General features: G+C 71.8%; 21 protein-coding genes and 1 pseudogene. 13 read left to right on the forward strand and 9 right to left on the reverse strand.

Features of this window, described 5'->3' with window-relative positions:
* The first annotated feature begins 171 nt into the window (after positions 1-171).
* The 6 genes from ACFU5O_RS05975 (at position 172) to ACFU5O_RS06000 (ending at position 6,280) form a co-directional block, all read left to right on the forward strand.
* The gene (locus tag ACFU5O_RS05975; protein WP_384237755.1) at positions 172-2,304 is read left to right on the forward strand and encodes an alkaline phosphatase family protein; all 2,133 of its coding nucleotides are present in this window, start codon (positions 172-174) and stop codon (positions 2,302-2,304) included.
* A 191-nt stretch (positions 2,305-2,495) separates the two neighbouring features.
* Positions 2,496-3,818 carry an amino acid permease gene (locus ACFU5O_RS05980; RefSeq protein WP_384237757.1) on the forward strand — a complete coding sequence of 441 codons (1,323 nt, stop codon included), beginning with the start codon at positions 2,496-2,498 and terminating at the stop codon, positions 3,816-3,818.
* Positions 3,819-3,910: 92 nt separating this feature from the next.
* Positions 3,911-4,267, forward strand: a complete 357-nt coding sequence (locus ACFU5O_RS05985; protein WP_384236910.1) for a hypothetical protein — start codon at positions 3,911-3,913, stop codon at positions 4,265-4,267.
* A gap of 88 nt (positions 4,268-4,355) precedes the next feature.
* A complete protein-coding gene (locus ACFU5O_RS05990) occupies positions 4,356-4,520 on the forward strand; it encodes a hypothetical protein (RefSeq protein ID WP_384236913.1) in 165 nt (54 codons plus the stop codon).
* 133 nt (positions 4,521-4,653) lie between these two features.
* Entirely contained in the window at positions 4,654-5,109 is a 456-nt protein-coding gene (locus tag ACFU5O_RS05995) for a DUF3093 family protein (protein ID WP_384236915.1), read from the forward strand.
* A 748-nt stretch (positions 5,110-5,857) separates the two neighbouring features.
* A complete protein-coding gene (locus ACFU5O_RS06000; protein ID WP_384236918.1) occupies positions 5,858-6,280 on the forward strand; it encodes a hypothetical protein in 423 nt (140 codons plus the stop codon).
* Here the strand turns inward: ACFU5O_RS06000 and ACFU5O_RS06005 are convergent.
* A complete protein-coding gene (locus ACFU5O_RS06005) occupies positions 6,270-7,118 on the reverse strand; it encodes a helix-turn-helix domain-containing protein (RefSeq protein ID WP_384236920.1) in 849 nt (282 codons plus the stop codon). The two genes, ACFU5O_RS06000 and ACFU5O_RS06005, sit on opposite strands and share 11 nt — an antisense overlap.
* 49 nt (positions 7,119-7,167) lie before the next feature.
* Between ACFU5O_RS06005 and ACFU5O_RS06010 the strand changes: the two genes are divergently transcribed.
* Entirely contained in the window at positions 7,168-7,473 is a 306-nt protein-coding gene (locus tag ACFU5O_RS06010) for a 4a-hydroxytetrahydrobiopterin dehydratase (RefSeq protein ID WP_384236923.1), read from the forward strand.
* A gap of 66 nt (positions 7,474-7,539) precedes the next feature.
* Complete coding sequence (locus tag ACFU5O_RS06015; RefSeq protein ID WP_384237760.1) at positions 7,540-8,298, forward strand: class I SAM-dependent methyltransferase; 759 nt, start codon at positions 7,540-7,542, stop codon at positions 8,296-8,298.
* Positions 8,299-8,329: 31 nt separating this feature from the next.
* Here ACFU5O_RS06015 and ACFU5O_RS06020 read toward each other — a convergent pair whose 3' ends face one another.
* Positions 8,330-9,187 (reverse strand): NmrA family NAD(P)-binding protein, encoded by an 858-nt coding sequence (locus ACFU5O_RS06020; RefSeq protein ID WP_384236926.1) that lies wholly within the window; start codon positions 9,185-9,187, stop codon positions 8,330-8,332.
* A 92-nt stretch (positions 9,188-9,279) separates the two neighbouring features.
* Here ACFU5O_RS06020 and ACFU5O_RS06025 point away from each other — a divergent pair, with 92 nt between their 5' ends.
* Both ACFU5O_RS06025 and ACFU5O_RS06030 read left to right on the forward strand, forming a co-directional pair.
* Positions 9,280-10,242 (forward strand): cupin domain-containing protein, encoded by a 963-nt coding sequence (locus ACFU5O_RS06025; protein ID WP_384236929.1) that lies wholly within the window; start codon positions 9,280-9,282, stop codon positions 10,240-10,242.
* Positions 10,243-10,269: 27 nt separating this feature from the next.
* The gene (locus tag ACFU5O_RS06030; protein ID WP_384236931.1) at positions 10,270-11,151 is read left to right on the forward strand and encodes a class I SAM-dependent methyltransferase; all 882 of its coding nucleotides are present in this window, start codon (positions 10,270-10,272) and stop codon (positions 11,149-11,151) included.
* 49 nt (positions 11,152-11,200) lie between these two features.
* Here ACFU5O_RS06030 and ACFU5O_RS06035 read toward each other — a convergent pair whose 3' ends face one another.
* From ACFU5O_RS06035 to ACFU5O_RS06065, 7 genes are all read right to left on the reverse strand, one after another.
* A complete protein-coding gene (locus tag ACFU5O_RS06035; protein ID WP_384236932.1) occupies positions 11,201-12,280 on the reverse strand; it encodes a YeiH family protein in 1,080 nt (359 codons plus the stop codon).
* On the reverse strand, positions 12,277-12,843 hold the full coding sequence (locus ACFU5O_RS06040; protein WP_384236935.1) for a cysteine dioxygenase: 567 nt from the start codon (positions 12,841-12,843) through the stop codon (positions 12,277-12,279). Before ACFU5O_RS06040 ends, ACFU5O_RS06035 begins: the two co-directional genes overlap by 4 nt.
* Positions 12,844-12,942: 99 nt before the next feature.
* Positions 12,943-13,848 carry a LysR family transcriptional regulator gene (locus tag ACFU5O_RS06045; RefSeq protein WP_384236937.1) on the reverse strand — a complete coding sequence of 302 codons (906 nt, stop codon included), beginning with the start codon at positions 13,846-13,848 and terminating at the stop codon, positions 12,943-12,945.
* A gap of 408 nt (positions 13,849-14,256) precedes the next feature.
* A complete protein-coding gene (locus ACFU5O_RS06050) occupies positions 14,257-14,730 on the reverse strand; it encodes an RICIN domain-containing protein (protein ID WP_384236940.1) in 474 nt (157 codons plus the stop codon).
* 154 nt (positions 14,731-14,884) lie between these two features.
* Positions 14,885-15,721 carry an aldo/keto reductase gene (locus ACFU5O_RS06055; RefSeq protein ID WP_384236943.1) on the reverse strand — a complete coding sequence of 279 codons (837 nt, stop codon included), beginning with the start codon at positions 15,719-15,721 and terminating at the stop codon, positions 14,885-14,887.
* Positions 15,722-16,112: 391 nt separating this feature from the next.
* Positions 16,113-17,936 carry an AMP-dependent synthetase/ligase gene (locus ACFU5O_RS06060; protein WP_384236945.1) on the reverse strand — a complete coding sequence of 608 codons (1,824 nt, stop codon included), beginning with the start codon at positions 17,934-17,936 and terminating at the stop codon, positions 16,113-16,115.
* A 282-nt stretch (positions 17,937-18,218) separates the two neighbouring features.
* A complete protein-coding gene (locus ACFU5O_RS06065) occupies positions 18,219-19,103 on the reverse strand; it encodes a LysR substrate-binding domain-containing protein (RefSeq protein ID WP_384236947.1) in 885 nt (294 codons plus the stop codon).
* 124 nt (positions 19,104-19,227) lie between these two features.
* Between ACFU5O_RS06065 and ACFU5O_RS06070 the strand changes: the two genes are divergently transcribed.
* The 3 genes and pseudogenes from ACFU5O_RS06070 to ACFU5O_RS06080 all read left to right on the forward strand — a co-directional run bounded on the left by ACFU5O_RS06070 (position 19,228) and on the right by ACFU5O_RS06080 (position 20,965).
* Positions 19,228-20,295 (forward strand): bile acid:sodium symporter family protein, encoded by a 1,068-nt coding sequence (locus ACFU5O_RS06070; protein ID WP_384236950.1) that lies wholly within the window; start codon positions 19,228-19,230, stop codon positions 20,293-20,295.
* Between the two features lie 140 nt (positions 20,296-20,435).
* Positions 20,436-20,657, forward strand: a pseudogene (locus ACFU5O_RS06075) (isochorismatase); the annotation flags it as partial.
* Positions 20,552-20,965: an isochorismatase family protein gene (locus ACFU5O_RS06080; protein ID WP_384237762.1), complete on the forward strand. Its 414-nt coding sequence runs from the start codon at positions 20,552-20,554 to the stop codon at positions 20,963-20,965. The pseudogene ACFU5O_RS06075 and the gene ACFU5O_RS06080, both read left to right, overlap by 106 nt.
* Positions 20,966-21,002 lie beyond the last annotated feature (37 nt).

Raw genomic sequence — 21,002 nt, forward strand, 5'->3', positions numbered from 1 at the left:
CTCAGGCGTGTGAACCGTCCGGTCAGGACCTCGGACCGGCGTCCCCCGAGCCCCCGGGCGCACCCCGAGCCCCCGGGCGCATGCCACGGGGACCCTGGGCCCTCGCCGGCTTGTGCCACGCTGGACCCCAGGCACGGCGAGAGGCAGTGACGACGCGTGGGCGAACGGCGCGTGGGCGTACGGAGATGGCGGACCGCGGGCGGCGCCCTGCTGCGGGTGCTCGTGGTGTGGAGCGTGTCCACACTGACGATGCTCGCGCTCGCCGGGATCCTCCCGGACTTCGAGCTCCAGTCGCCCGGCGGTGACAGCGCCACGAGAACGGCTATCACCGCGGCCCTGGGCGCGGGGGCGTTCGGTCTGCTGAGCGCACTGGTCTGGCCCCTGGTCGTGCGCGCGCTGCTGCTGGTCCCCGCCCTGGTGCTCGGGCTCCTGGTGTTCTTCCTCAACGGCTCACTGCTGCTGATCGCCCTCTGGCTGATACCCGACGGGCGCGGCGCCGCCGACCCGGAGACGGCGGTCGTGGTCGCCGCGGTCATGTCCGCCGTCGCCTCCGCCACCTCCACCGCCCTCGCCGTCCGTGACGACAACGCGTACCGGCGCCGGCTCTCCCGCCTCGCCGACCGCCGGCGTCGCCGCCGCGGCGAGCGGATCGCGGGCAGCGCCCCGCCGGGCACGGTGTTCCTGCAGCTCGACGGCGTCGGGCACGCCGTGCTGCTGCGGGCCGTGGAGGACGGACTGATGCCGACCGTGGCGCGCTGGACCGAGGAGTCCCACCGGCTGATCCGCTGGCGCACGGACTGGTCCAGCCAGACCGGCGCCAGTCAGCTCGGCATCCTCCACGGCTCGAACCACGACGTCCCCGGGTTCCGCTGGTACGAGAAGGACACCGGCCGGATCATGGTCAGCAACCGGCCGGCGAGCGCCGCCGAACTGCAGCGCCGCGCCGTGGCCCGCACGCGTGACGCCGGGCTGCTGGGCCCGGACGGTGCCAGCCGCGGCAATCTGTTCAGCGGCGGCGCCGACCAGCTGGCACTGGTGCTCTCCGTCGCAGCCCGCCGAGGACGGGCGAACCGCTCCCGGGCCGGCTACTTCGCGTACTTCTCCGATCCCGCCAATGCCGTCCGCACCGCCCTGTCCTTCGTCGCGGAGGTCGCCCGCGAGATCGGCCAGTCGGTCCGTTCCCGGCTGCGCGGAGACGAGCCGCGCGTCGGCCGCGGCGGGCTCTATCCCTTCATCCGGGCATTCGCCACCGTGGTCGAAAGGGACGTCGTCGTGGCTGCGGTCATCGGGGACATGCTGGCCGGACGCACCGCGGTGTACGCGGATCTGGTCGCCTACGACGAGGTCGCCCACCACTCGGGCCCGCACAGCCGCGACGCGGCGCACGTGCTGGAGCGGATCGACCGTGCCGTCGCGCTGATCGCCAAGGTCGCCGAGCACGCGCCCCGCACCTACCGGATCGTGCTCCTCTCCGACCACGGCCAGAGCCCCGGCGAGACCTTCGAAGGGGCATACGGGCTGACGCTGAAGGACCTTGTACGGGCCGGCTGCGGACTGCCCGTTCCGCGCCGCGCCGGGCGCACCAGAAGCGGCGCGGAGGCCCGCGATGCCGTCAGGGACGCGCTGCGCAGCGCGCTGCACCGGCCGGTCGGTGACGACGACCCCGACGAGCTGCCGACGGGCGGCTCGGACCCGGTGGTCCTCGCTTCCGGGAATCTGGGCCTCGTCTCGTTCCCCGGTGTGCCGGGGCGGCTCAGCCGGGAGCAGATCGACCGCCGCCACCCCGCCCTGCTGCGCACCCTCGCCAACCATCCGGGCATCGGCTTCCTGCTGGTGCGCAGCGAGCGGCACGGCTCCGTGGTCCTCGGCAGGGACGGAGCGGAGCTTCCCCTGGGCACGCTCGACGGGTCCGGGCCGCTGGCCGTCTTCGGGCCGGGAGCGGCCGATGTCGTCCGGCGCACCGACTCGTTCCCGCATGTCGCGGACATCATGGTCAACTCGATGTACGACCCCGGGAGCGGCCGGGTGCACGCGTTCGAGGAACAGATCGGGTCGCACGGCGGCCTCGGCGGCGAACAGTCCTACCCGTTCCTGCTGTTTCCGCGCGCGTTCTCCGAGCCCGTCGTCGACGACGAGGAACTCGCGGGCGCGGAGCGGGTGCACGAGGTACTGCGGCGCTGGCTCGTCGAGTCCCTGGGGGACGCGCACGCCCCGCAGGTGCCGCTCGGCGGGACGGAGAATCCGCGGCCACCGGACGGGACAGGAGAAGCATTTCCGGTGGCGGGGGGTACCGGGCAGGAGTAATCAGACTGATTTGGTGCAGCGTGCATCTGTGTCCGATCATGGCCGGGTTTGCACGATGAAAGGCGCACCACCCGATGACCACCACCGTTCCCCAGCACGATTCATCCACGACGGCCATTGCCGGGGAGCAGAGCAAAGAGCAGAGCAAACACGCCAGGAGCTTCGGACTGCCCGTCGCCACCGCCCTGGTCATGGGCAACATCATCGGCGGCGGGATCTTCCTGCTGCCCGCCTCTGTCGCCCCCTTCGGGACCATCAGCCTCCTCGCCTTCGCCGTCCTGACCGTGGGCGCCGTCGCGCTCGCCCTCGTCTTCGGACGGCTGGCCGAGCGCCACCCGCGCACCGGCGGCCCGTACGTCTACGCACGTGAGGCCTTCGGCGACTTCGCCGGCTTCCTCGCGGCCTGGTCGTACTGGATCACCGCCTGGGTGTCGAACGCCGCGCTCGCCGTCGCGGCCGTCGGCTACCTCGACGTCCTCGTACCGCTGCACGACTCGAAGCCGGCGACGATCGGGGCCGCTCTGCTCCTGCAGTGGCTGCCCGCGCTCGCGAACCTGGCCGGCACGCGGTACGTCGGTGCCGTCCAGCTCGTCGCGACCGTCATGAAGTTCGTCCCCCTGTTGCTGGTCGCCGTGGGCGGACTCCTCTGCTTCGACGCGGACAACCTCGGGCCCTTCGAGGCGAGCGGCTCCGGCCCGGTCGGCGCGGTCTCCGCGTCCGCCGCGATCCTGCTCTTCAGCTATCTGGGCGTGGAGTCCGCAGCCGTCAGCGCGGGCGAGGTCCGGGACCCGCGGCGCAACGTCGGCCGCGCCACGATCCTCGGCACCGCCGGGGCCGCGGTGGTCTATCTGCTCGGCACGCTCGCGGTCTTCGGCACTGTGGCGCACGACAGGCTCACCGAGTCCACCGCGCCGTTCTCCGACGCGGTCAACGCGATGTTCGGCGGGACCTGGGGCGGTACGGCAGTGGCCTGCATGGCGCTCGTCTCGATGGTCGGCGCGCTGAACGGCTGGACGCTGCTGAGCGCGCAGACGCCGTACGCGGCGGCCCTGGACGGGCTGTTCCCGGCGGCCTTCGCACGCAAGCGGCGCGGGGTCCCCACGGTGGGCGTGCTCGTGACCGTCGTCCTCGCCTCGCTGCTGACGGTCTACAACTACACCGTCGGTCCCGACGGGGTCTTCGAGGTCCTGGTCCTGGTCACGACGTTCACGGCGACCGTGCCGTATCTGCTCTCCACAGCCGCGCAGATCCACTACCTGGCGTCGGGCCGCTCGCACCTCGTCAGCCGCCCCCGGCTGCTGCGCGACGGGGTGCTCGCGACGGTCGCCGCCGCCTTCTCGATCTGGCTGGTCGCCGGATCGGGCTACGCGGCCGTCTACCAGGGTGTGCTGTTCCTGTTCGCCGGTGTGCTGGTGTACGCGTGGATGTCCGCGCGGAACCGGCCCACGACCGACACGGCTGTCACGGCCACGAGCGGTGATGTGGAGCCCGCGCGCGAGGCGCATCCGGCGTAACCGGTGTAGGCCACAGGAGCGGTTCCCGGCCCGGGGCGTTCGGGCCGGGGCGGTGGGCGGGCACATGTGGCAGGTGCAGGAGGTTGTGCCTCGTGAACCGTTCCGCACACGCACACCGTGCAGGCGTCCGTGCCGCGCTCGTCGTGCTGATGGCGCTGGTCGCCGTATTCAGTACGCCGACGGGCGCCGCCGCCGTGTCACCGCCGGGCGCGGAGCCCTCGCCGGCCTCCGCGCCCGCGGATCCGCCCGGCGAGGCCCAGCAGGACGTCTGCGAAACCGAACAGCCCCCGCCCGGCCGGGCGGAGCGGCGGCATGCGCGGACCTGCGTGCGGCCCGCGGCGGACGGTGCGGACGCCGGCACGCCGTGCACGTGTCTTCGGCAGACCGCGGTGCCCATGGCGCCGCTCCGCCCGCGCCCCTCCAGCAGGTCCGTGGTCCTGCGCTGCTGAGGAGTCCCGCGGGACACGGCACGGCACCTGGCCGTGCCGTGTCCCGCTCCGGACGCTGACCACCCTCGTCACGCGCAAGGAGACAGCCATGCCCATCGACCCCTATGCCGCCGTGAACGCCATCATCCGTGCCGAGGTCGCCCGTACGGGCCCCGTCGAGCGGGGAACGCCGGGACCGGCCGAACGAGAACCGGAGGCTGCCGAGCCCGCAGAGACGGCCCGCCGCGACCGCGGGACGGGCGCGGCCCGCTGACCCCCATCGCCGCACCGCCGTATCCGCCGGACGGTCCGGCGGATACGGCGGACGGGGGAGGGCGCGGCGGCGGGCGAACGGGAACGGCAGTCCCGTCACGCCGACGCCGTACCCGGCATGACACCATCACGTCATGACTGCCTATCAGGAACGCCTTGTCGTGCCTGTGCGCTGGTGGCTGCTGGCCGCGGCGGCATGCCTCGCGGTCGCCATGACGGCCGCCCCTCTGGGCACCGGACCCGCCCTGACGGCCGCCGCGGTACTCGCCGTGCTCCTCACCGCGGGCCTGGTCAGCTACGGCGGGGCCCGACTGCGCGTCCAGGACGGCGTTCTGATCACCGAGGGCCTGGCCGTGCGGGTGGAGCGCCTCGGATGGGTGGAGATCCTCGACGAGGACGAGGCGCTCGAGTGGCGCACCTTCCGGGCGGGCCCGCATGCAAGCTTCGCCCTGCGCGCCTACATCCCGACCGCGGTCAGGGTGGAGGTCGCCGATCCGTCGGTCCCCTTCCGCTACCTGTACGTGTCGACCCGCCACCCCCTGCGGGTCGTGCGGGCCATCAACGCCGCCAGACCGGGCGCACGCCAATAGTGTCTTGGGTCAGAATCTCGTCGGCAGTTCTCTGTCCGTGAACGGCATCCCGGGCCTGCCCGGCGCTCACGGACGCCGCCCTCGCCGTCGACCGCGACCTTGGCGCCCGGCGGCGGGAACTGCCCCAAGAATCCGCGACTCGGGACACCAGCCCTTCCCTCGGACGAGAGCGTCGGCCTGCGCGCATCGCTCACCGCTGCCACCCACAACGTCGTGGACGCGTGTTCCGCTCAGAGGGTCGGGCATCTGGTCCTGCTGTCGATCTCCGGTGTCGAGAACCCGGTCTTCGACGACGTCACGTAACTACGTGGCGAAGCGCGCGCAGGAGGACATCGTGCTCGGCGCCCCGTTCCATCGACCGTCGTGAAGTCGACCCGGTGCCGGCGGAGCCGGGTGCCGGACCGGCTCCGACCGAAGTCGGATGTTCGCGTGCCCTGATCACACGGTTCGGGCACGCCATCGCCCGGTGTTGCCCATGGGGATCCGCCCCGTGCCGCGCAGAGCGGCCCCCGCGCGCCATGGTGCCCGGCGTGCTGCGCGTCCCCTTCGTCCTCCTGCTTCCGCGCGAGGAGCGGCGCCGTTGGGCCGACTACCGCAGCCACAGCGGGGGCCCGCCATTACCTCAGCGGTAATCGACCGCGGCCCCTCGCTCCCGGCATCGTGGTGGGCACCGCGGCCCGGGCGGCGCGCTCCGGGCGGGCCGCGGGTCCCCGTGACCCCGTACGACCTCGATGGAGGCTGATCCGCCATGTCCCAGGCCCTACTCGCCGGTATCTCACGCACCACCGAGCCGCGGACGATGCTGCGCCGCTTCCTCGCCGTCGACGCCGTCGTCACGGGTGCCAACGGACTGGCGTATCTCGCGGCGTCAGGGCCACTCGGGCGGCTGCTGGGTGTCGACGGCGGGCTGCTGCTGGAACTCGGGGCCCTTCTCACGCTGTTGGCGGTGGGCATCGGACTGCTCGCCGGGCAGCGGCAGCCGGCCGCCGGTCCGGTGAAGCTCGTCGTCGACGCCAATGCCGCCTGGGCCGTGCTCAGCGTCGTCGCGCTGGTGGCATGGCTGGAGCCCAGCGCCGCGGGGACGCTGTGGATCCCGGCCCAGGCGGCGGTCGTCGCCGCCCTGGCGGGGCTGCAGTGGTTCGCCCTCCGGGCCGGTGACGCTAAGGCGTGAGCGACTGGAGGTACTTCACCGTCGCCGGGTCGGCCGGGAGGAACGTCTCGATGGCCAGCTCGGCGACCGTGACGTCCAGCGGCGTGTTGAAGGTGGAGATCGAGGACACGAAGGACAGCAGCGTGCCGTGGTGCTCGATCCGCAGCGGCAGCGCGAAGTAGGGGTACGGACGAGGGTCTTCCCGGCCCTCGGGGCGCCCCGGCTCGTCCCGGTCCTCGAGGCCGTCGAGGCCGTCGCCGGCCGTCTCCGGCAGGGGGTACGCGCTCACCTCCCGGTACAGCTCACGCAGTGCCTCGGAGCGGGCGGGCGCGATCTGGCGCTCCATCTGGGCCAGCAGATGCCCCCGCCACTCGCGCAGATTGCGGATGCGCGGGGCAAGGCCCTCCGGGTGCAGGGTGATACGCATCGCGTTCAGCGGGGGAGTGAGCAGATGCTCCGGGAGCCCCTCGAGCAGCATCGCGATCCCCCGGTTGGCCGCCACCACCGTGTAAGCGCCGTCCACGACGATCGCCGGATACGGCTCGTACCCCTGCAGCAGCCGGTCGAGGCCCGCGCGCAGGGACTCCAGCGCCGGGTCGTCGATGGGTGTCTCCGCGTACCGTGGCGCGTAACCGGCCGCCAGCAGCAGCGCGTTGCGGTCGCGGACCGGCACGTCCAGATGCTCGGCGAGCCTGAGGACCATCTCCTCGCTCGGCCGGGACCGGCCCGTCTCGATGAAGCTGATGTGGCGGGCGGAGGAGTCGGCGCGCAGGGCCAGTTCCAGCTGGGTCAGCCTGCGTCGCGTGCGCCAGCTGCGCAGCAGTGGCCCCACTCCCGTGTCGGGGGCGACAGTTGTCATACGGGAACCGTAACGTCGCCCGCAGACGATTCCGGAGGGAGACCGACTCATGCCCACAGAGCCGCTGTCGCAGAAGGAGATCGAGGACAGGCTGCGCGAACTGCCCGGCTGGTCCCAGGAGGGCGACCGGATCGCCCGTACGTACCGGCTCGGCAACCACTTCGCGGCCACCGCGCTCGTCGTGCATGTCGCGCGGATCCAGGACGAGCTGAACCACCACTCCGATCTCACTCTGGGCTACAACACCGTCAACCTCACCGTGAACACGCACGACGCGGGCGGCGCCATCACCGACCGCGACTTCGAGCTGGCCCGCCGCGTGGAGACCGTGGCACCGAACCATGGAGCGAGCTGAACCGTGCTGCACGACGACGAGACCGTCCACGAGACGTCGGGGTCCGCGGGCGCCGGGCGGGACACACTGCTCGACTACGACGTGGAGGCCGCGGTCTACGACGCCACGCGCGGCGGCGTGCCACGCGCCGCCGCGGCCGCCGCGGCCGTGCTCTCCCTCGTGCCGGCGACCGCCGGCACGCTCCTCGACATCGGCTGCGGCACCGGTCTTGTCACCGAGCGCCTCGGCCGACCGGGACTGCGGGTGTTCGGCGCCGACTCGTCGCACGGCATGGCCAGGATCGCCGGCCGCCGTACCGGAGACTCCGTCGTGCGTGCCGATGTGCGCCGGCTGCCGCTGCCCGCCGGCTCCGTGGACGCGGTGAGCGCGGTCTGGCTGCTGCATCTCGTACGGGACGCACGGGCGGTGGTCGCAGAGGCGGCGCGGGTACTGCGCCCCGGCGGCACGTTCGTCGCCACCGTCGACAAGGACGCCGGGCACGACGTGGGCAGCGACGTCGACGCCGTGCTCGCGCCGTACCGGACGGCCGAAGCGTTCGACCGCGCCGACCGCATCGAGGCGTTCGGCGCGGCGCACGGACTCGTCCCGGCCGGGGACACGCACTTCACCGGACACGGGCAGGGCCGTTCACCCCGCCGCGTCGCCCAGGCGCTGCTGCGCGGCGAGTACGCCTCCCGGCTGACAGCCCACGGCGTGGTCGCAGAGAAGCTCGCCGCGCGGCTGTCCGCACTGCCCGGCCCGGACGAGCCCCGCCCCGACCCCCGGTTCCGCCTCCTGGCACTGCGCCGGGTCGCCCCCGGGCGAGTGACCCGGGGCGCACCCTGACGCACCGGCCCCGGGCGGGGCCGCCGGTACGTCAGACCGGCCAGGCGCCCGACGCGGCCGCGTCCTTCGCGAAGGCGGTGAAGTCCTTCGGGGCACGGCCGAGGACGCGCCGGACGCCGTCCGTCAGACGGGAGTTGTGACCGTCCATGAGCATGGTGAACAGATCGGTCAGCCAATGGGCGTCGGGCGCCGGAATGCCGAACTGCTGAAGGATGCCCTTGTACTCCTCGCCGGACACCGGGACATAGCGGACCGGCCTGCCCGTCACGGCGGACAGTTCCGTCGCCACCTCGCCGAACGTCAGCAGCCGGGGTCCCGTCAGCTCATGCGTCAGGCCCTCGTGGCCGTCCTCCGTGAGGGCGATGACCACCACGTCCGCGAGGTCGTCCAGATCGAGGAAGGGTTCGGCCGTGCTGCCCGCGGGGAAGGGGATCTCCCCGGCGACGACGCCGGGAGCCATGGCGCCCTCGCTGAAGTTCTGCGCGAAGAACGCCGCCCGCACCACCGTCAGCGGCACCCCGGCCGATCGCAGCGCCTCCTCCGCGCGCACCGCCTCCGGCTCGCCGCGGCCCGAGAGCAGCACGAGCCGGCGCACCCCGTTCTCCGCCGCGAGCCGTCCGAAGCCGAGCATCGCGTCCACCGCGCCCGGTCCGGCCAGGTCCGGGTAGTACGTCACATAGGCGGCGTCCGCGCCACGCAGCGCCGGACCCCATGTGGCCTCGTCCTCCCAGTCGAAGGGAACCTCTCCTCTGCGCGAGCCGGCCCGTACGCCCGCTCCCCGCTCCGCGAGCCGCTCGGCGACCCGGCGGCCGGTCTTGCCGCTCGCCGCCGTCACCAGCACCGTCGTCCGCGGCTTCCGCTGATTCTCCTGCTTCCGGTTCTCCGTCATGACTCAAGGTTCACAGCCGCGGTCTGGACTCTCCATGCGGCAAAGGCTCGATCCCATACGCGTGCGTCCACGGAGCGGCTTACGCTCGACCCATGGACGCACTCGCCGGACTGCTCGACGGACCCCGGGCCAGAGGGGCATTCCTGCTCCGTATGGTCATGGAGCCGCCCTGGTCCGTTCGCGTCGAGGACCATGCCCCTCTCTGCCTGATGTGCGTCACCCGTGGCGAGGCGTGGATCGTCCCCGACACCGGCGACCCCGTCCTGCTGCTTCCCGGCGATGTCGCGATCGCCCGCGGCCCGGATCCGTATCTCGCCGCCGGCAGCCCGGACACCCCGCCGTACGCGCTGATCGGTCCGGGCGGCCGTTGCGCCACCCTCCAGGGCGAGCCGCTCGAACAGTCCATGCACCTCGGCGTGAGGACCTGGGGCAACGCCCCCGACGGCGCCACGACCATGCTCATCGGCACCTATCAGATGGACCGCGAGGTCAGCAGGAGGCTGCTGGACGCGCTGCCGGGCCTGCTGCACCTCCCCGCGGACAGGTGGAACTGCCCGCTGATGCCGGTGCTCGACGAGGAGATCAGCCGTGACGAGCCGGGTCAGAGCGTCGTCCTCGACCGGGTGCTCGACCTGCTGCTGATCGCGGCGGTGCGGGCCTGGTTCTCCCGGCCGGGAGCCGAGCCGCCGGCCTGGTACCGGGCCATGGGCGACCCGGTCGTCGGCCCGGCACTGCGGCTGATGCAGAACGATCCGGCACACCCCTGGACCGTCGCCTCGCTCGCGGCGAAGTGCGGGGTCTCCCGGGCCGGTCTCGCGCGTCGGTTCACCGATGTCGTGGGCGAGCCGCCGATGGCGTACCTCACGGACTGGCGGCTCGCCCTCGCCGCCGATCTGCTCCGCGACACGGACGCGACCGTCGAGGCGGTGGCGCGGCAGGTCGGCTACAGCGGCGCCTTCGCGCTGAGCGCCGCGTTCAAGCGCGTGCGCGGCCTCAGCCCGCGGGAGCACCGCACCGCTGCGGCTTTGCCGGACCGGCAACACGACTCGCCATGAGCGCTCCCGACGGCCCACTCTGGCGCCATGAGTTCTCACCACCACGACCATGACGGCACCGGCACCACCCACATCGACTGGGACGAGCTCGCCCCGCTGCTGGAACGCGGCGCCGAGCTGCAACGCCCGCTGTACGCACAGGCGACGGCCTGGATCGGCGAGCAGCTGCCCGTCGCATCGGTGCGCCGCATCCTCGACATCGGCAGCGGGCCGGGGGTGATCAGCTGTCTTCTCGCCGAGGCCTTTCCGTACGCGGAGGTCGTCGCCGTGGATTCCACCCCCGCGCTCCTCGACCGCGCCCGGGCCCGGGCCGAGCGCATGGGACTCGGCGACCGCGTCCGCGTCCACGTCGCCGAAATGCCCGACGGTATCGACGACTTGGACGAGGCGGACCTTGTATGGGCGGGCAACTCCCTGCACCACGTGGGGGACCAGCGTGCCGCCCTGACCGGTTTCGGGCGGCTCCTGCGCCCCGGCGGACTGCTCGCCCTCGTCGAAGGCGGACTGCAGCCGCGTCATCTGCCCCGTGACATCGGCGTCGGCCGGCCCGGCCTCGAAAGCCGTATCGACGCGGCCGGCGGCGAATGGTTCGAGGCGATGCGCGCAGGGCTGCCGGACACCCGGGCGGAGACCGAGGACTGGCGGGCCCTGCTCGCCGCCGCGGGCCTGACGCCCACGGTCAACCGCTCCTTCCTCCTCGACGTCCCGGCACCGGTCACCGTTGCCGTGCGCGAGCATCTGGTCGCCGCCTTCGCCTGGCAGCGCAAGGTCCTTGAGGGGCGACTGAATCCCGACGACATGGCCGTGCTCGACCGGCTGCTCGACCCGGAGGACAAGGAGGGGCTGATGCAGCGCCCCGACTGCTTCCTGCTGTCGGCCCGTACGGTGCACACGGCCAGGCGCGGCTGACAGCCACGGTCCGGCGTCCGCACGCCGGACACCGTCGGGAGCGCGGACCCTACGTGGTCACCAGCACGCCCGCGTACGATGCCGCGGCGATGAGCACCCACGCGGTGAGCCCGACCGCGGCCACCCGAAGTCCGGTCCGGGTGAGCGACGGCAGATGGACGGCGCTGCCGAGACCGAAGAGGGCGGCGGCGAGCAGGAGTTCCTGAGCCGTGCCGGCCGCGGTCAGGGCGGTTGCGGGCAGGACCTCCGTGGTGCGCACGGCCACCATGGCGAGGAAGCCGACGACGAAGAGCGGCACGAGCGGGGGGCGCCGGGCCGAGGCGGCGGTACGGCCGCGGCGGCGTGCCGAGACCACGACGCCCGCGACCAGCGGGGCGAGCAGCGCCACCCGCATCAGTTTGACGAGGACGGCCTCGCCCAGCGCCCCGGCCCCGGCGGTCTGGGCGGTGGCCACCACCTGCCCCACATCGTGGACACCCGCTCCCACCCAGCGCCCGAAGCCGGCGTCGGTCAGCCCCAACGGCCCGTGCAGCAACGGCAGTACGGCGATGGCGAGAGTGCCGCACAGCGTCACGACCGCCACCGACGTGACGACATCCTCCTCCTCGCTGTCGCGCACCGCGCTGACCGCGCCGATCGCGGACGCGCCGCAGATGGAGTAGCCGGTGGCGATCAGCAACGGCTGATCACCGGGCAGTCCGAGCCGGCGCCCCAGCCACCAGGTGCCCAGGAATGTCGCGGCGACCACGGCGAGCACCATGGCGACCGTCGCCCAGCCGAGGCCCAGGACGTCGGCCAGGCTCAACTTGAGTCCGAGCAGGACGACTCCGGCCCGCATCAGCCTCCGCGCGGCCAGGGTCAATCCGGGCCGGCAACGGCCCCGGACACGGGTGCGCAGCCACGGGGTGTGCGCGGCGGCGATGCCGAGCACGACGGCTGCGGTCAGCATCGGCACGTCGGGGAGGGCGTGGTGCACCAGCCATGCCATGCCCACGCCTGCCGCGGCCAGCAGGAGCCCTGGGACCGGACCGGCTCCGCCCGGCCTCGGGCGACCGCCACGGCCGCGCGCCCGCAGGGCTTTGCCGCGTGCGGTGATGCCGTGCGCGCGTGATCCGGCGAGGGCCGTCACCGGTCGGCCGGACGGTGGTAGACGCGCCGGATGCTGCTGCCGAGGCGGGAGATGTCGGCGCCGTAGACATGGATGGAGAGCGCCGTGCCCGTACCGCCGTTGCGTACGAGATGGATGTCGCCGGGCGGGGCGAAGGAGGCGACCGCGCCGCGCGGGTTCACCACGTCCTGCGTGGCGACGAGCCGGGCTGTCGCGCCGTGCGGGATGAGCTGGTAGCGGCGTTCGTGCTCCTCGCCCTGGTGGACGCCGGTCACACACCAGCAGACATGATCGTGGATCGGGGTGACCTGGCCGGGCAGCCAGACCAGAGCCACGACGGAGAAGCTTCCGTCGTGCTCCGCGTGCAGCACGTGCTGGCGGTAGCACTCGGGGTCGCCCTCGCAGTGCTCGGCGGTGAGCAGGTCGGCCGCCCCGAGATGCGGGGCGAGTCGCTCCGCCACGAGTCGCGCCGTGGGCTCCGGTGGCAGTCCGCGGATGACGGTCCCGCGTATCTCCTCCACCAGCGCGCGGAGACGGGCCGTGGTCGGGGCAGCGGTGGTCGTGGCCGCGTTCGGAGGGGTCATGGAGGCAGCGTCCGCCCGCCGGCTCCCAGGCGTCCAAGGACGATTGCTTGCCGGGTCCCCAACGCCCGCTTATGGATGCGGGGGTGGCGGAAGCCGCTCTCAGCAGCCTGTCTTCGTCCCGGCCACCGCCGTGAGCTGGTCAAGTACGAGGGCCGTGGCGGGGATCCGCAGATGGTCGCGGAGCGCGTACGCACAGACCTGACGGCGGGTGTGGGGTTCCACGATCCGCCCGGTGACCTTCTTGTGGCAGAGGAACGACAGCACCAGCGCCGGGACCATGGCGATGCCGACCCCGGCCGCCACCAGGCTCTGCATCACCAGGTTGTCGTCCGTGGTGCACGCGATGTCGGGTGTGAAGCCCTCCTCGGCGCAGGCGTGCAGGAAGTTCGCGCGACAGCGCGGACACCCCGCGATCCACCGCTCGTGCGTCAGATCGGCCAGCCGCACGGCGCGGCGCCGGGCCAGCGGGTGCCCGGTGGGGAGGAGGACCGTCAGGGGGTCCTCCAGCAGCCGTATCTCCGCCAGTTCGTCCGGGATCTCGGCATGCTGGCCCGGATAGCTGAAGGCCAGCGTGATGTCGCAGCTGCCCTGCGCCACGAGCCGGAGCGACTCGGGTGGCTCGCTCTCGACCAACTCCACCCTGATACCGGGGTGTTCGGCGGCCAGCCTGGCCATGGTCTCGGGGATGACGGTTGCCCCGGCGCTGGGGAAGGCGCACACCCGCACGCGCCCCGACCGCAGCCTCGCGATGGCGTCTATCTGCTCCTGGGCCGCCGTCAGACTGTCGAGGATCGCCGCGGCGTGCCGTTTGAGTGCCTCTCCGGCCTCGGTGAGCCGTAACCCCCTCCCGACCCGGGTGAACAGCGGTGTGCCGACGTCCCGTTCCAGCGCCTTCATCTGCTGGCTGACAGCCGGCTGGGTGTAGCCCAGGGAGCGGGCGGCGGCCGAGTAGGAACCGGTCCTGACCACCTCATGGAAGGTCTTGATGTACCGGGAATCGAACACGGAAAGAGCATAAGCAGAAATTGGGATGGCAGAAGATCGTGTACGCGGGCCCTTTTCGGCCGGAGGCGATGACCGGCCGACGGAATGGCCCTCCGGGGAACTCCTCGGCGTTCGGGGCCCGCCCGCCCGGGCCTTGACCCAACGACGTGAAGAGCTCGGGGGCACGTCGTGACCGGCTCCGCCCCTCCCCGCTACCGGGCCTCTGCCTCAGCCCGGGCACACGGCCCGGTGCGGGACCCGGTCAGCCGGCGGGGTGCGGGTGCGGGGGCGGGGGCGGGGACGGGGACGGTGTCGAGGGGACGGGCGTGTCGAGCATGGAGGACCGCGCAACGATGAGGGCAACCCCGTGCCGGGCATGCGGCCGGCGCTACCGCGAAGCCGTCGGGTGCCGGTCCGCGCTCGAACGGGTTATTCCGTCACCGGCTCCAGCTGCCACCACTGGAACGGTGAGTCGATGTCCTCCCACTGCCGCACATTGGCCCCGTCGGCTGTGGACCCGTCCTCGGTCTCCAGTAGCAGCCCGCTGATATGGCTGACCAGCGTCACCGTCCCGGGTGCGTCCAGGTGCTGTTCGATCAGCCACTCCTGGGCCCCGAAGTTGTTCGCTTTCCACTGCTGAACGTTGGCGCCGTTCTCGGTCGACGCGTTGGCAACGTCCAGCCGCTTGCCGCTGTTCGCATTGACCAGGTGGTAGAAGCCGCCACCGGCGAGCGAGACGTCCCACTGCTGCGCCAACTCGCCGGTCTCCCTGCCCTGCTGCACATTGGCGCCACTGCCCTTCGCGCCGTTGTACACCTCGAGCAGCAGTCCGCTGCCGACGTTGCGCACCAGATAGCGGCCTTCCCGGAACGGTGCCGCGGCGGGGCTGTCCTTCTCGCTCATGGGGCCTCACATTACGTGAGGCCCCATGAGCTCCCGGCGGCCCAGCGGGCCGACGAACTGCCCGGGATGTTGTTGAAGCGGGCGCGGCCGGGAGACATCAGGAGACACGACGGCGCAGCCGCCGCCGAGCGGGCGGCGGCTGCGCCGTGAACCGTCAGGCTCCGAGGTTGAACGCCGCCGGGTCCGGGCCCAAGCGGCGGCCCTCGTCGAGAGCGGCGAACGCGGCCATGTCGTCCGCGTCCAGTTCGAAGTCGAAGACGTCGATGTTCTCCTTGATCCGGGACGGGGTCACGGACTTGGGGATCACGACGTTGCCGATCTGGAGGTGCCAGCGCAGAACGGCCTGCGCCGGAGTGCGGCCGTGCTTCCGGGCGATCGCGACGACCGTCGGGACCTCCAGAAGGCCGCGGCCCGAGCCGAGCGGGGACCAGGCCTCGGTCGCGATGCCGTGCTTCGCGTGGACGGCACGGGAATCCGCCTGCTGGAGCTGGGGGTGCAGCTCGATCTGGTTGACCGCGGGTACGACCGAGGTCTCGCCCAGCAGCCGCTCGACATGCTCGGGGAGGAAGTTGGAAACGCCGATGGCCTTGGCGCGGCCCTCGGAGAGGATCGTCTCGAAGGCCTTGTACGTGTCCACATACGCGTCCTTGGCCGGCGTCGGCCAGTGGATCAGGTACAGGTCCACATAGTCGAGGCCGAGCCTCCGCAGCGAGGCGTCGAAGGCGCGGAGGGTGGAGTCGTAACCCTGCTCGCTGTTCCAGAGCTTCGTGGTGACGAAGAGCTCCTCCCGGGGAATCCCGGAGGCGGCGACGGCTTCGCCGGTGCCCTTCTCGTTCTCGTAGATGGCTGCTGTGTCGATGCTGCGGTAGCCGGCCTCCAGGGCCGTACCGACGGCCCTTGCCGCCTCGTCGTCCGGCACCTGCCAGACGCCGAAGCCCAGCTGCGGCATCGGGACACCGTTGTTGAGGGTGATGGAGGGGACCTTGCTCACGAGCGGTCGATCCTTTACGTCGTCGGTTGGCGCTTCCCTTGGTCAACGATCAGTCCGGTGGTCGCATTCCCTCGCCGGAATCCGGCCGGCACAGTACCGGTCCCATGGGCACAACCCGATTGACCGCGTCCGTCATGGCGTGACTCTATTGCACATCGGTGAACACGGTGCATCCATGTGAACGATTGGTCCGTTCCTGCCTCGCCATGTGTGTCCACACACGGCACTCCTGAACCCCACCTCTCAGGAAAGCAGGTACAGCAAGGAACGAAACACCCTCGACCTCCGCCGGAAGAACCGTTTCGGGACGGTCGAGGACGATCGGCCGGATCGCACCCGGCAGGCGGGCCGCACATCTTCCATGCGGGACGGCGGCCGACAGCGCCCCGGCTCAGCGGTACAGCGCGTCGACCTCGGACGCGTACGCCTTCTCGATCGCCTTCCGCTTCAGCTTCAGCGACGGCGTCAGCAGCCCGTGCTCCTCGCTGAACGGATGCGCAAGTATCCGGAACGTACGGATGGATTCCGCCTGCGACACCAGCGTGTTCGCGGCGACCACCGCCCTGCGGATCTCCATCTCCAGGTCAGGGTCGCGCACCAGCTCCGTCGGCTGCATCGGCGCCCTGTTGCGCATCGCGAGCCAGTGCTCGACCGCCTCCTGGTCCACGGTGACCAGCGCCGCGATGTACGGCCGGTCGTTGCCGACGACGATGCACTGCGCCACCAGCGGATGCCCCCGGACCCGCTCCTCGAGGCCCACCGGCGACACGCTCTTGCCGCCCGATGTCACCAGGATCTCCTTCTTGCGCCCGGTGATCGTCAGATAGCCGTCCTCGTCCAGCGCACCCAGATCGCCCGTCGCCAGCCAGCCGTCGTTCAGCACCGCGTCGGTCGACTTCGGATCGTTGAGATATCCGGAGAAGACCTGGCCCCCGCGCACCCACACCTCACCGTCCTCGGCGATATGGATCGTCGTTCCGGGAATGGGCCGGCCGACCGTGCCGTACTTGGTGCGCTCGGGCGGGTTGGCGGTCGCGGCCGCGGTCGTCTCCGTGAGGCCGAACCCCTCGAAGACGGTGACGCCCGCGCCCTCGAAGAAGAGACCGAGCTGCCGGTCCATGCTCGAGCCGCCTGACATCGCGTGCCGCACCCGGCCGCCCATCGCCTCGCGGACCTTGTTGTAGACGACCTTCTCGAAGAACTGGTGCTGCACCCGCAGCGCCGCCGATGGACCGGGCCCGAGGCCGAAGGCCCGGTGCTCCATGGCCTCCGCGTGGCGGACCGCGACATCGACCGCCTTGTCGAAGGCCCCTGTTCTGCCCCCGGCCTCGGCCTTGCGCCGCGCCGCGTTGAAGATCTTCTCGAAGATGTAAGGAACGGCCAGGATGAACGTCGGCCGGAAGGCCACGAGATCGGGGAGCAGCGCGCTCGCCTGCAGCACCGGCTGATGGCCCAACTTGACCCGGCCGCGGATCGCCGCGACCTCCACCATCCGCCCGAAGACGTGCGCGAGCGGCAGGAAGAGGAGAGTCGCCGCCTCGTCACCCGGCTTGGAGTGGAACACCGGCTCCCAGCGCTCGATGAGCGTGTCGGTCTCGTACATGAAATTCGCATGCGTGATCACGCAGCCTTTGGGGCGCCCCGTCGTCCCCGATGTGTAGATCACCGTCGCGGTCGACTCGGGCGTCACCGCCCGCCGGTGGCGGTGCACCACGTCGTCGTCGATGTGCGCGCCCGCAGAGACGAGTTCGGCGACGGCGGCCTTGTCGAGCTGCCAGAGCCGCTTCAGTTGTGGAAGCCGGTCGATGACCGAGCCGATCGTCATCGCGTGGTCCTCGTGCTCCACCACGCACGCGGACACCTCGGCGTCGTGCAGCATCCAGTAGACCTGCTCGGCGGAGGAGGTGGGATAGATCGGAACGGACTGCGCGCCCACCGTCCACAACGCGAAGTCGAAGAGTGTCCACTCGTACCTCGTACGGCACATGATCGCGACCCGGTCGCCGAACCGTACGCCGTCCGCGAGGAGCCCCTTCGCGATGGCCAGCACCTCGTCACAGAACTCGGCGGACGTCACATCGAGCCATTCGCCCGTCGCGTCCTTGCGGCCGAGTGCGACCTGGGACGGATCGCTGAGGGCATGGTCGAACACGGCATCCGCCAGCCCGCCGACAGGGGGTGCCATCGCCAGAGGTGGAACCGTGAACTCACGCAATGACCTGCTCCTTGTGGCGCTCCGCACAGCGCCGGTGACGGTACCCCAACGCGAGCCGGCGGGGGAGTGCCTTCGACAACTCGGCACATAACGAATCCCTGCTGGTCAGGCGTTCAAATCCGGCCAGAGGAACAAGCTTTGGGCATAGTTCTGACCCGCGAGTAAGAAACGTTGGATGGAATCTGCACCGAATCTGTACGCGGCAAACACGCCCGCTCTACGCCGGCCTGAGGATCGACGCCCGACGGTTACGCAAGGGCGTCCGACGCTCACGAGGAGGACTCAGAGGGAGGGCGCCGGGCGGTGCAGCCTGTCGCCGCCCGCGAGGATAGAGGAGGCCAGCGCGTCCGCGGCCTCGCGGGTCTCGAGGGGCGCGCCCGTCCGCCGGCCGTGGAGCAGGACGAAGTCCACACCGCCCAGCTCGGGCAGTCCCGCGCGGGCCGGGACCATGGTGAGGCCCGGCGGGACGAGCCCGCGTGTGTGCGCCATGACGCCGAGGCCCGCCCGCGCGGCGGCGATCAGTCCGCTGAGGCTCGCGCTCGTACAGACGATCCGCCAGGCGCGCCCGTGCGCCTCCAGGACCTCCAGTGCGCGGGCTCGGGTGATGCCGGGCGGCGGGAAGACGATCAGCGGGACGGGACGGTCCGGTTCCAGTCGCAGCCGGGGTGCGCCGATCCAGGTCAGGGTGTCCCGCCAGACCAGTTCGCCCAGGCTGCCGCCCGGAGGGCGTTTGGCGAGGACGAGGTCGAGCCTGCCCGCTTCCAGTCGCTTATGGAGCGTTCCGGACAGCTCGACGGTCAGCTCCAGGTCGACCTCGGGATGATCGCGACGGAACGACTCCAGGATCTCCGGGAGCCGGGTGAGGACGAAGTCCTCCGACGCGCCGAATCGCAGGCGCCCGCGCAGCCGGGTGCCGGTGAAGAACGCGGCCGCGCGCTCGTGCGCCTCCAGGATCGTCCGGGCGAAGCCGAGCATGGCCTCGCCGTCCTCGGTGAGCTCGACGCCGTGGGTGTCACGGGTGAACAGCTGCCGGGCCGTGGCTTCCTCCAGGCGCCGCACATGCTGGCTGACCGTCGACTGACGGACACCGAGCCGGCGGGCGGCCTGCGTGAAGCTCAGGGTCTGGGCGACGGCGAGGAACGTGCGCAGCTGGACGGGGTCGTACACAGGGCCAAGGCTAGCGGATCATCACGAAACGTGATGACAGTCAGAGCGGTGTACGGGATTCCCGATCGGTGGAGGGGCGTGGACGATGGACCGGGCACGACCCTGACCGCGAACAGACGGACCGATGGAGCAGATGAACCGCCGCGACCGCCGCAGCACCTTGCGCTTGCCTTCCTGGCTGCCGCTCGACCCGTACATCCTGGCGCTGCTCGCCACCGTCCTCCTCGCGATGCTGCTGCCTGCGTCGGGCCCGGCGGCCACGGTCGCCGACGGGGCCACCACCGCGGCGGTCGGCCTGCTCTTCTTCCTCTACGGGGCGCGGCTTTCGACCCGGGACGCGCTGGACGGGCTGAGGCACTGGCGGCTGCATCTGACCGTGCTGGTCTGCACGTTCGCGGTCTTCCCGCTGCTCGGGCTCGCCACGAGGGGACTCGTGCCCACCGTCCTGACCCCGCAGCTCCACAGCGGACTGCTGTTCCTGTGCCTGGTGCCGTCGACGATCCAGTCGTCCATCGCCTTCACGTCGATGGCCCGCGGCAACGTGCCCGCGGCGATCTGCGCCGGCTCCTTCTCGAGCCTCGCCGGGATGCTTCTGACGCCCGTGCTGGCGGCGCTGCTCCTGGGGAACGGCGCGGGCGGATTCTCCGGGGACGCGCTGCTGAAGATCGTGCTGCAACTGCTGGTGCCGTTCCTGGCGGGGCAGGTGCTGCGCCGATGGATCGGGGGCTTCCTCGCCCGTCACAGGACGCTTCTCGGATACCTGGACCGCGGCTCGGTCCTGCTCGTCGTCTACGCCGCCTTCAGCGAAGGCATGGTCGCAGGCGTCCGGCACCAGGTCACGCCCGCGCGACTGGGCGCGCTGCTGCTCGTAGAGGCGGGGATCCTCGCCGTGATGCTCGCGCTGACATGGCATGTCCCGAAGCGGCTCGGCTTCGACCGCCCGGACCGCATCGCGATCCAGTTCGCCGGGTCCAAGAAGAGCCTCGCGGCCGGGCTTCCGATGGCGACCGTGCTCTTCGGCGCACAGGCGAGCCTCGCCGTGCTGCCTCTGATGCTCTTCCACCAGATGCAGTTGATGGTCTGTGCGGTGATCGCGAAGCGGCGGGCGAAGGAGTGTCGGCCGGAGGCGGCGACCGAGATGCCTGCCTCGCGCGTCCCGGTTCGCGAGCCGTCCGCGCCCCTGTCTCGCTGAGCGCCGGGCCTCCGCCAGGCCGGGGGCCCGCCCCTGGCGTGAACCTGCCCCCGGCGGACGGTGGCGATCATCCGGCCGGATAGCGTGCGGTCATGCCCGTACTCGATGCCGGCCGCACCGCGCTGGTGCCCGTCGACCTGATGGAGCGCGTCGTCGCCCTGTCCCACGCGCCGCGCACCGGCGAGGACGCACTCACCGCGAAGGGCCGACCGGCCGACGTCTTCGGAGCGGCGGGCGCCCCGGTCGTCCTGGTCCGATCCGAGCGGCCGGGGGCCGGGAGTCAGCCGCCCGGAAGCGGCCTTGTCGACTCACCTGCCCGGCCCGACGGCATCGTGGTCGTCAAGCGCATCGTCGGCGCCTTCCAGGGGACCGGCGTGCACGACATCCTCGAGGGACGCTCCGTCCGCACCCTCGTGTTCGGCGGCGTCGCCACCGATCTCGGCGTCGCCACCGACCTCGGCGTCGAGTCGACCGCGGCGTCGCGACCGACCTCGGCGTCGAGTCGACCGCGCGGGCAGCGGCCGATCACGGCTACGAACGCGACCTCGCCGAGGACGCGATGACGGCCCTCACCGCCGAAGAACACCGTGCCGCCGTCGAGTTGAACTTCCCGCGGCTCGGCACGGTCGCCGCCGCTTCCGGCATCACGCTGGGCGGGGCCGTCGGATGACGACCGAAGCGACCGGCCTCGCGGCGACCGCGGCGAC

Source organism: Streptomyces sp. NPDC057445, assembly GCF_042802855.1.
Taxonomy (GTDB): Bacteria; Actinomycetota; Actinomycetes; order Streptomycetales; family Streptomycetaceae; genus Streptomyces.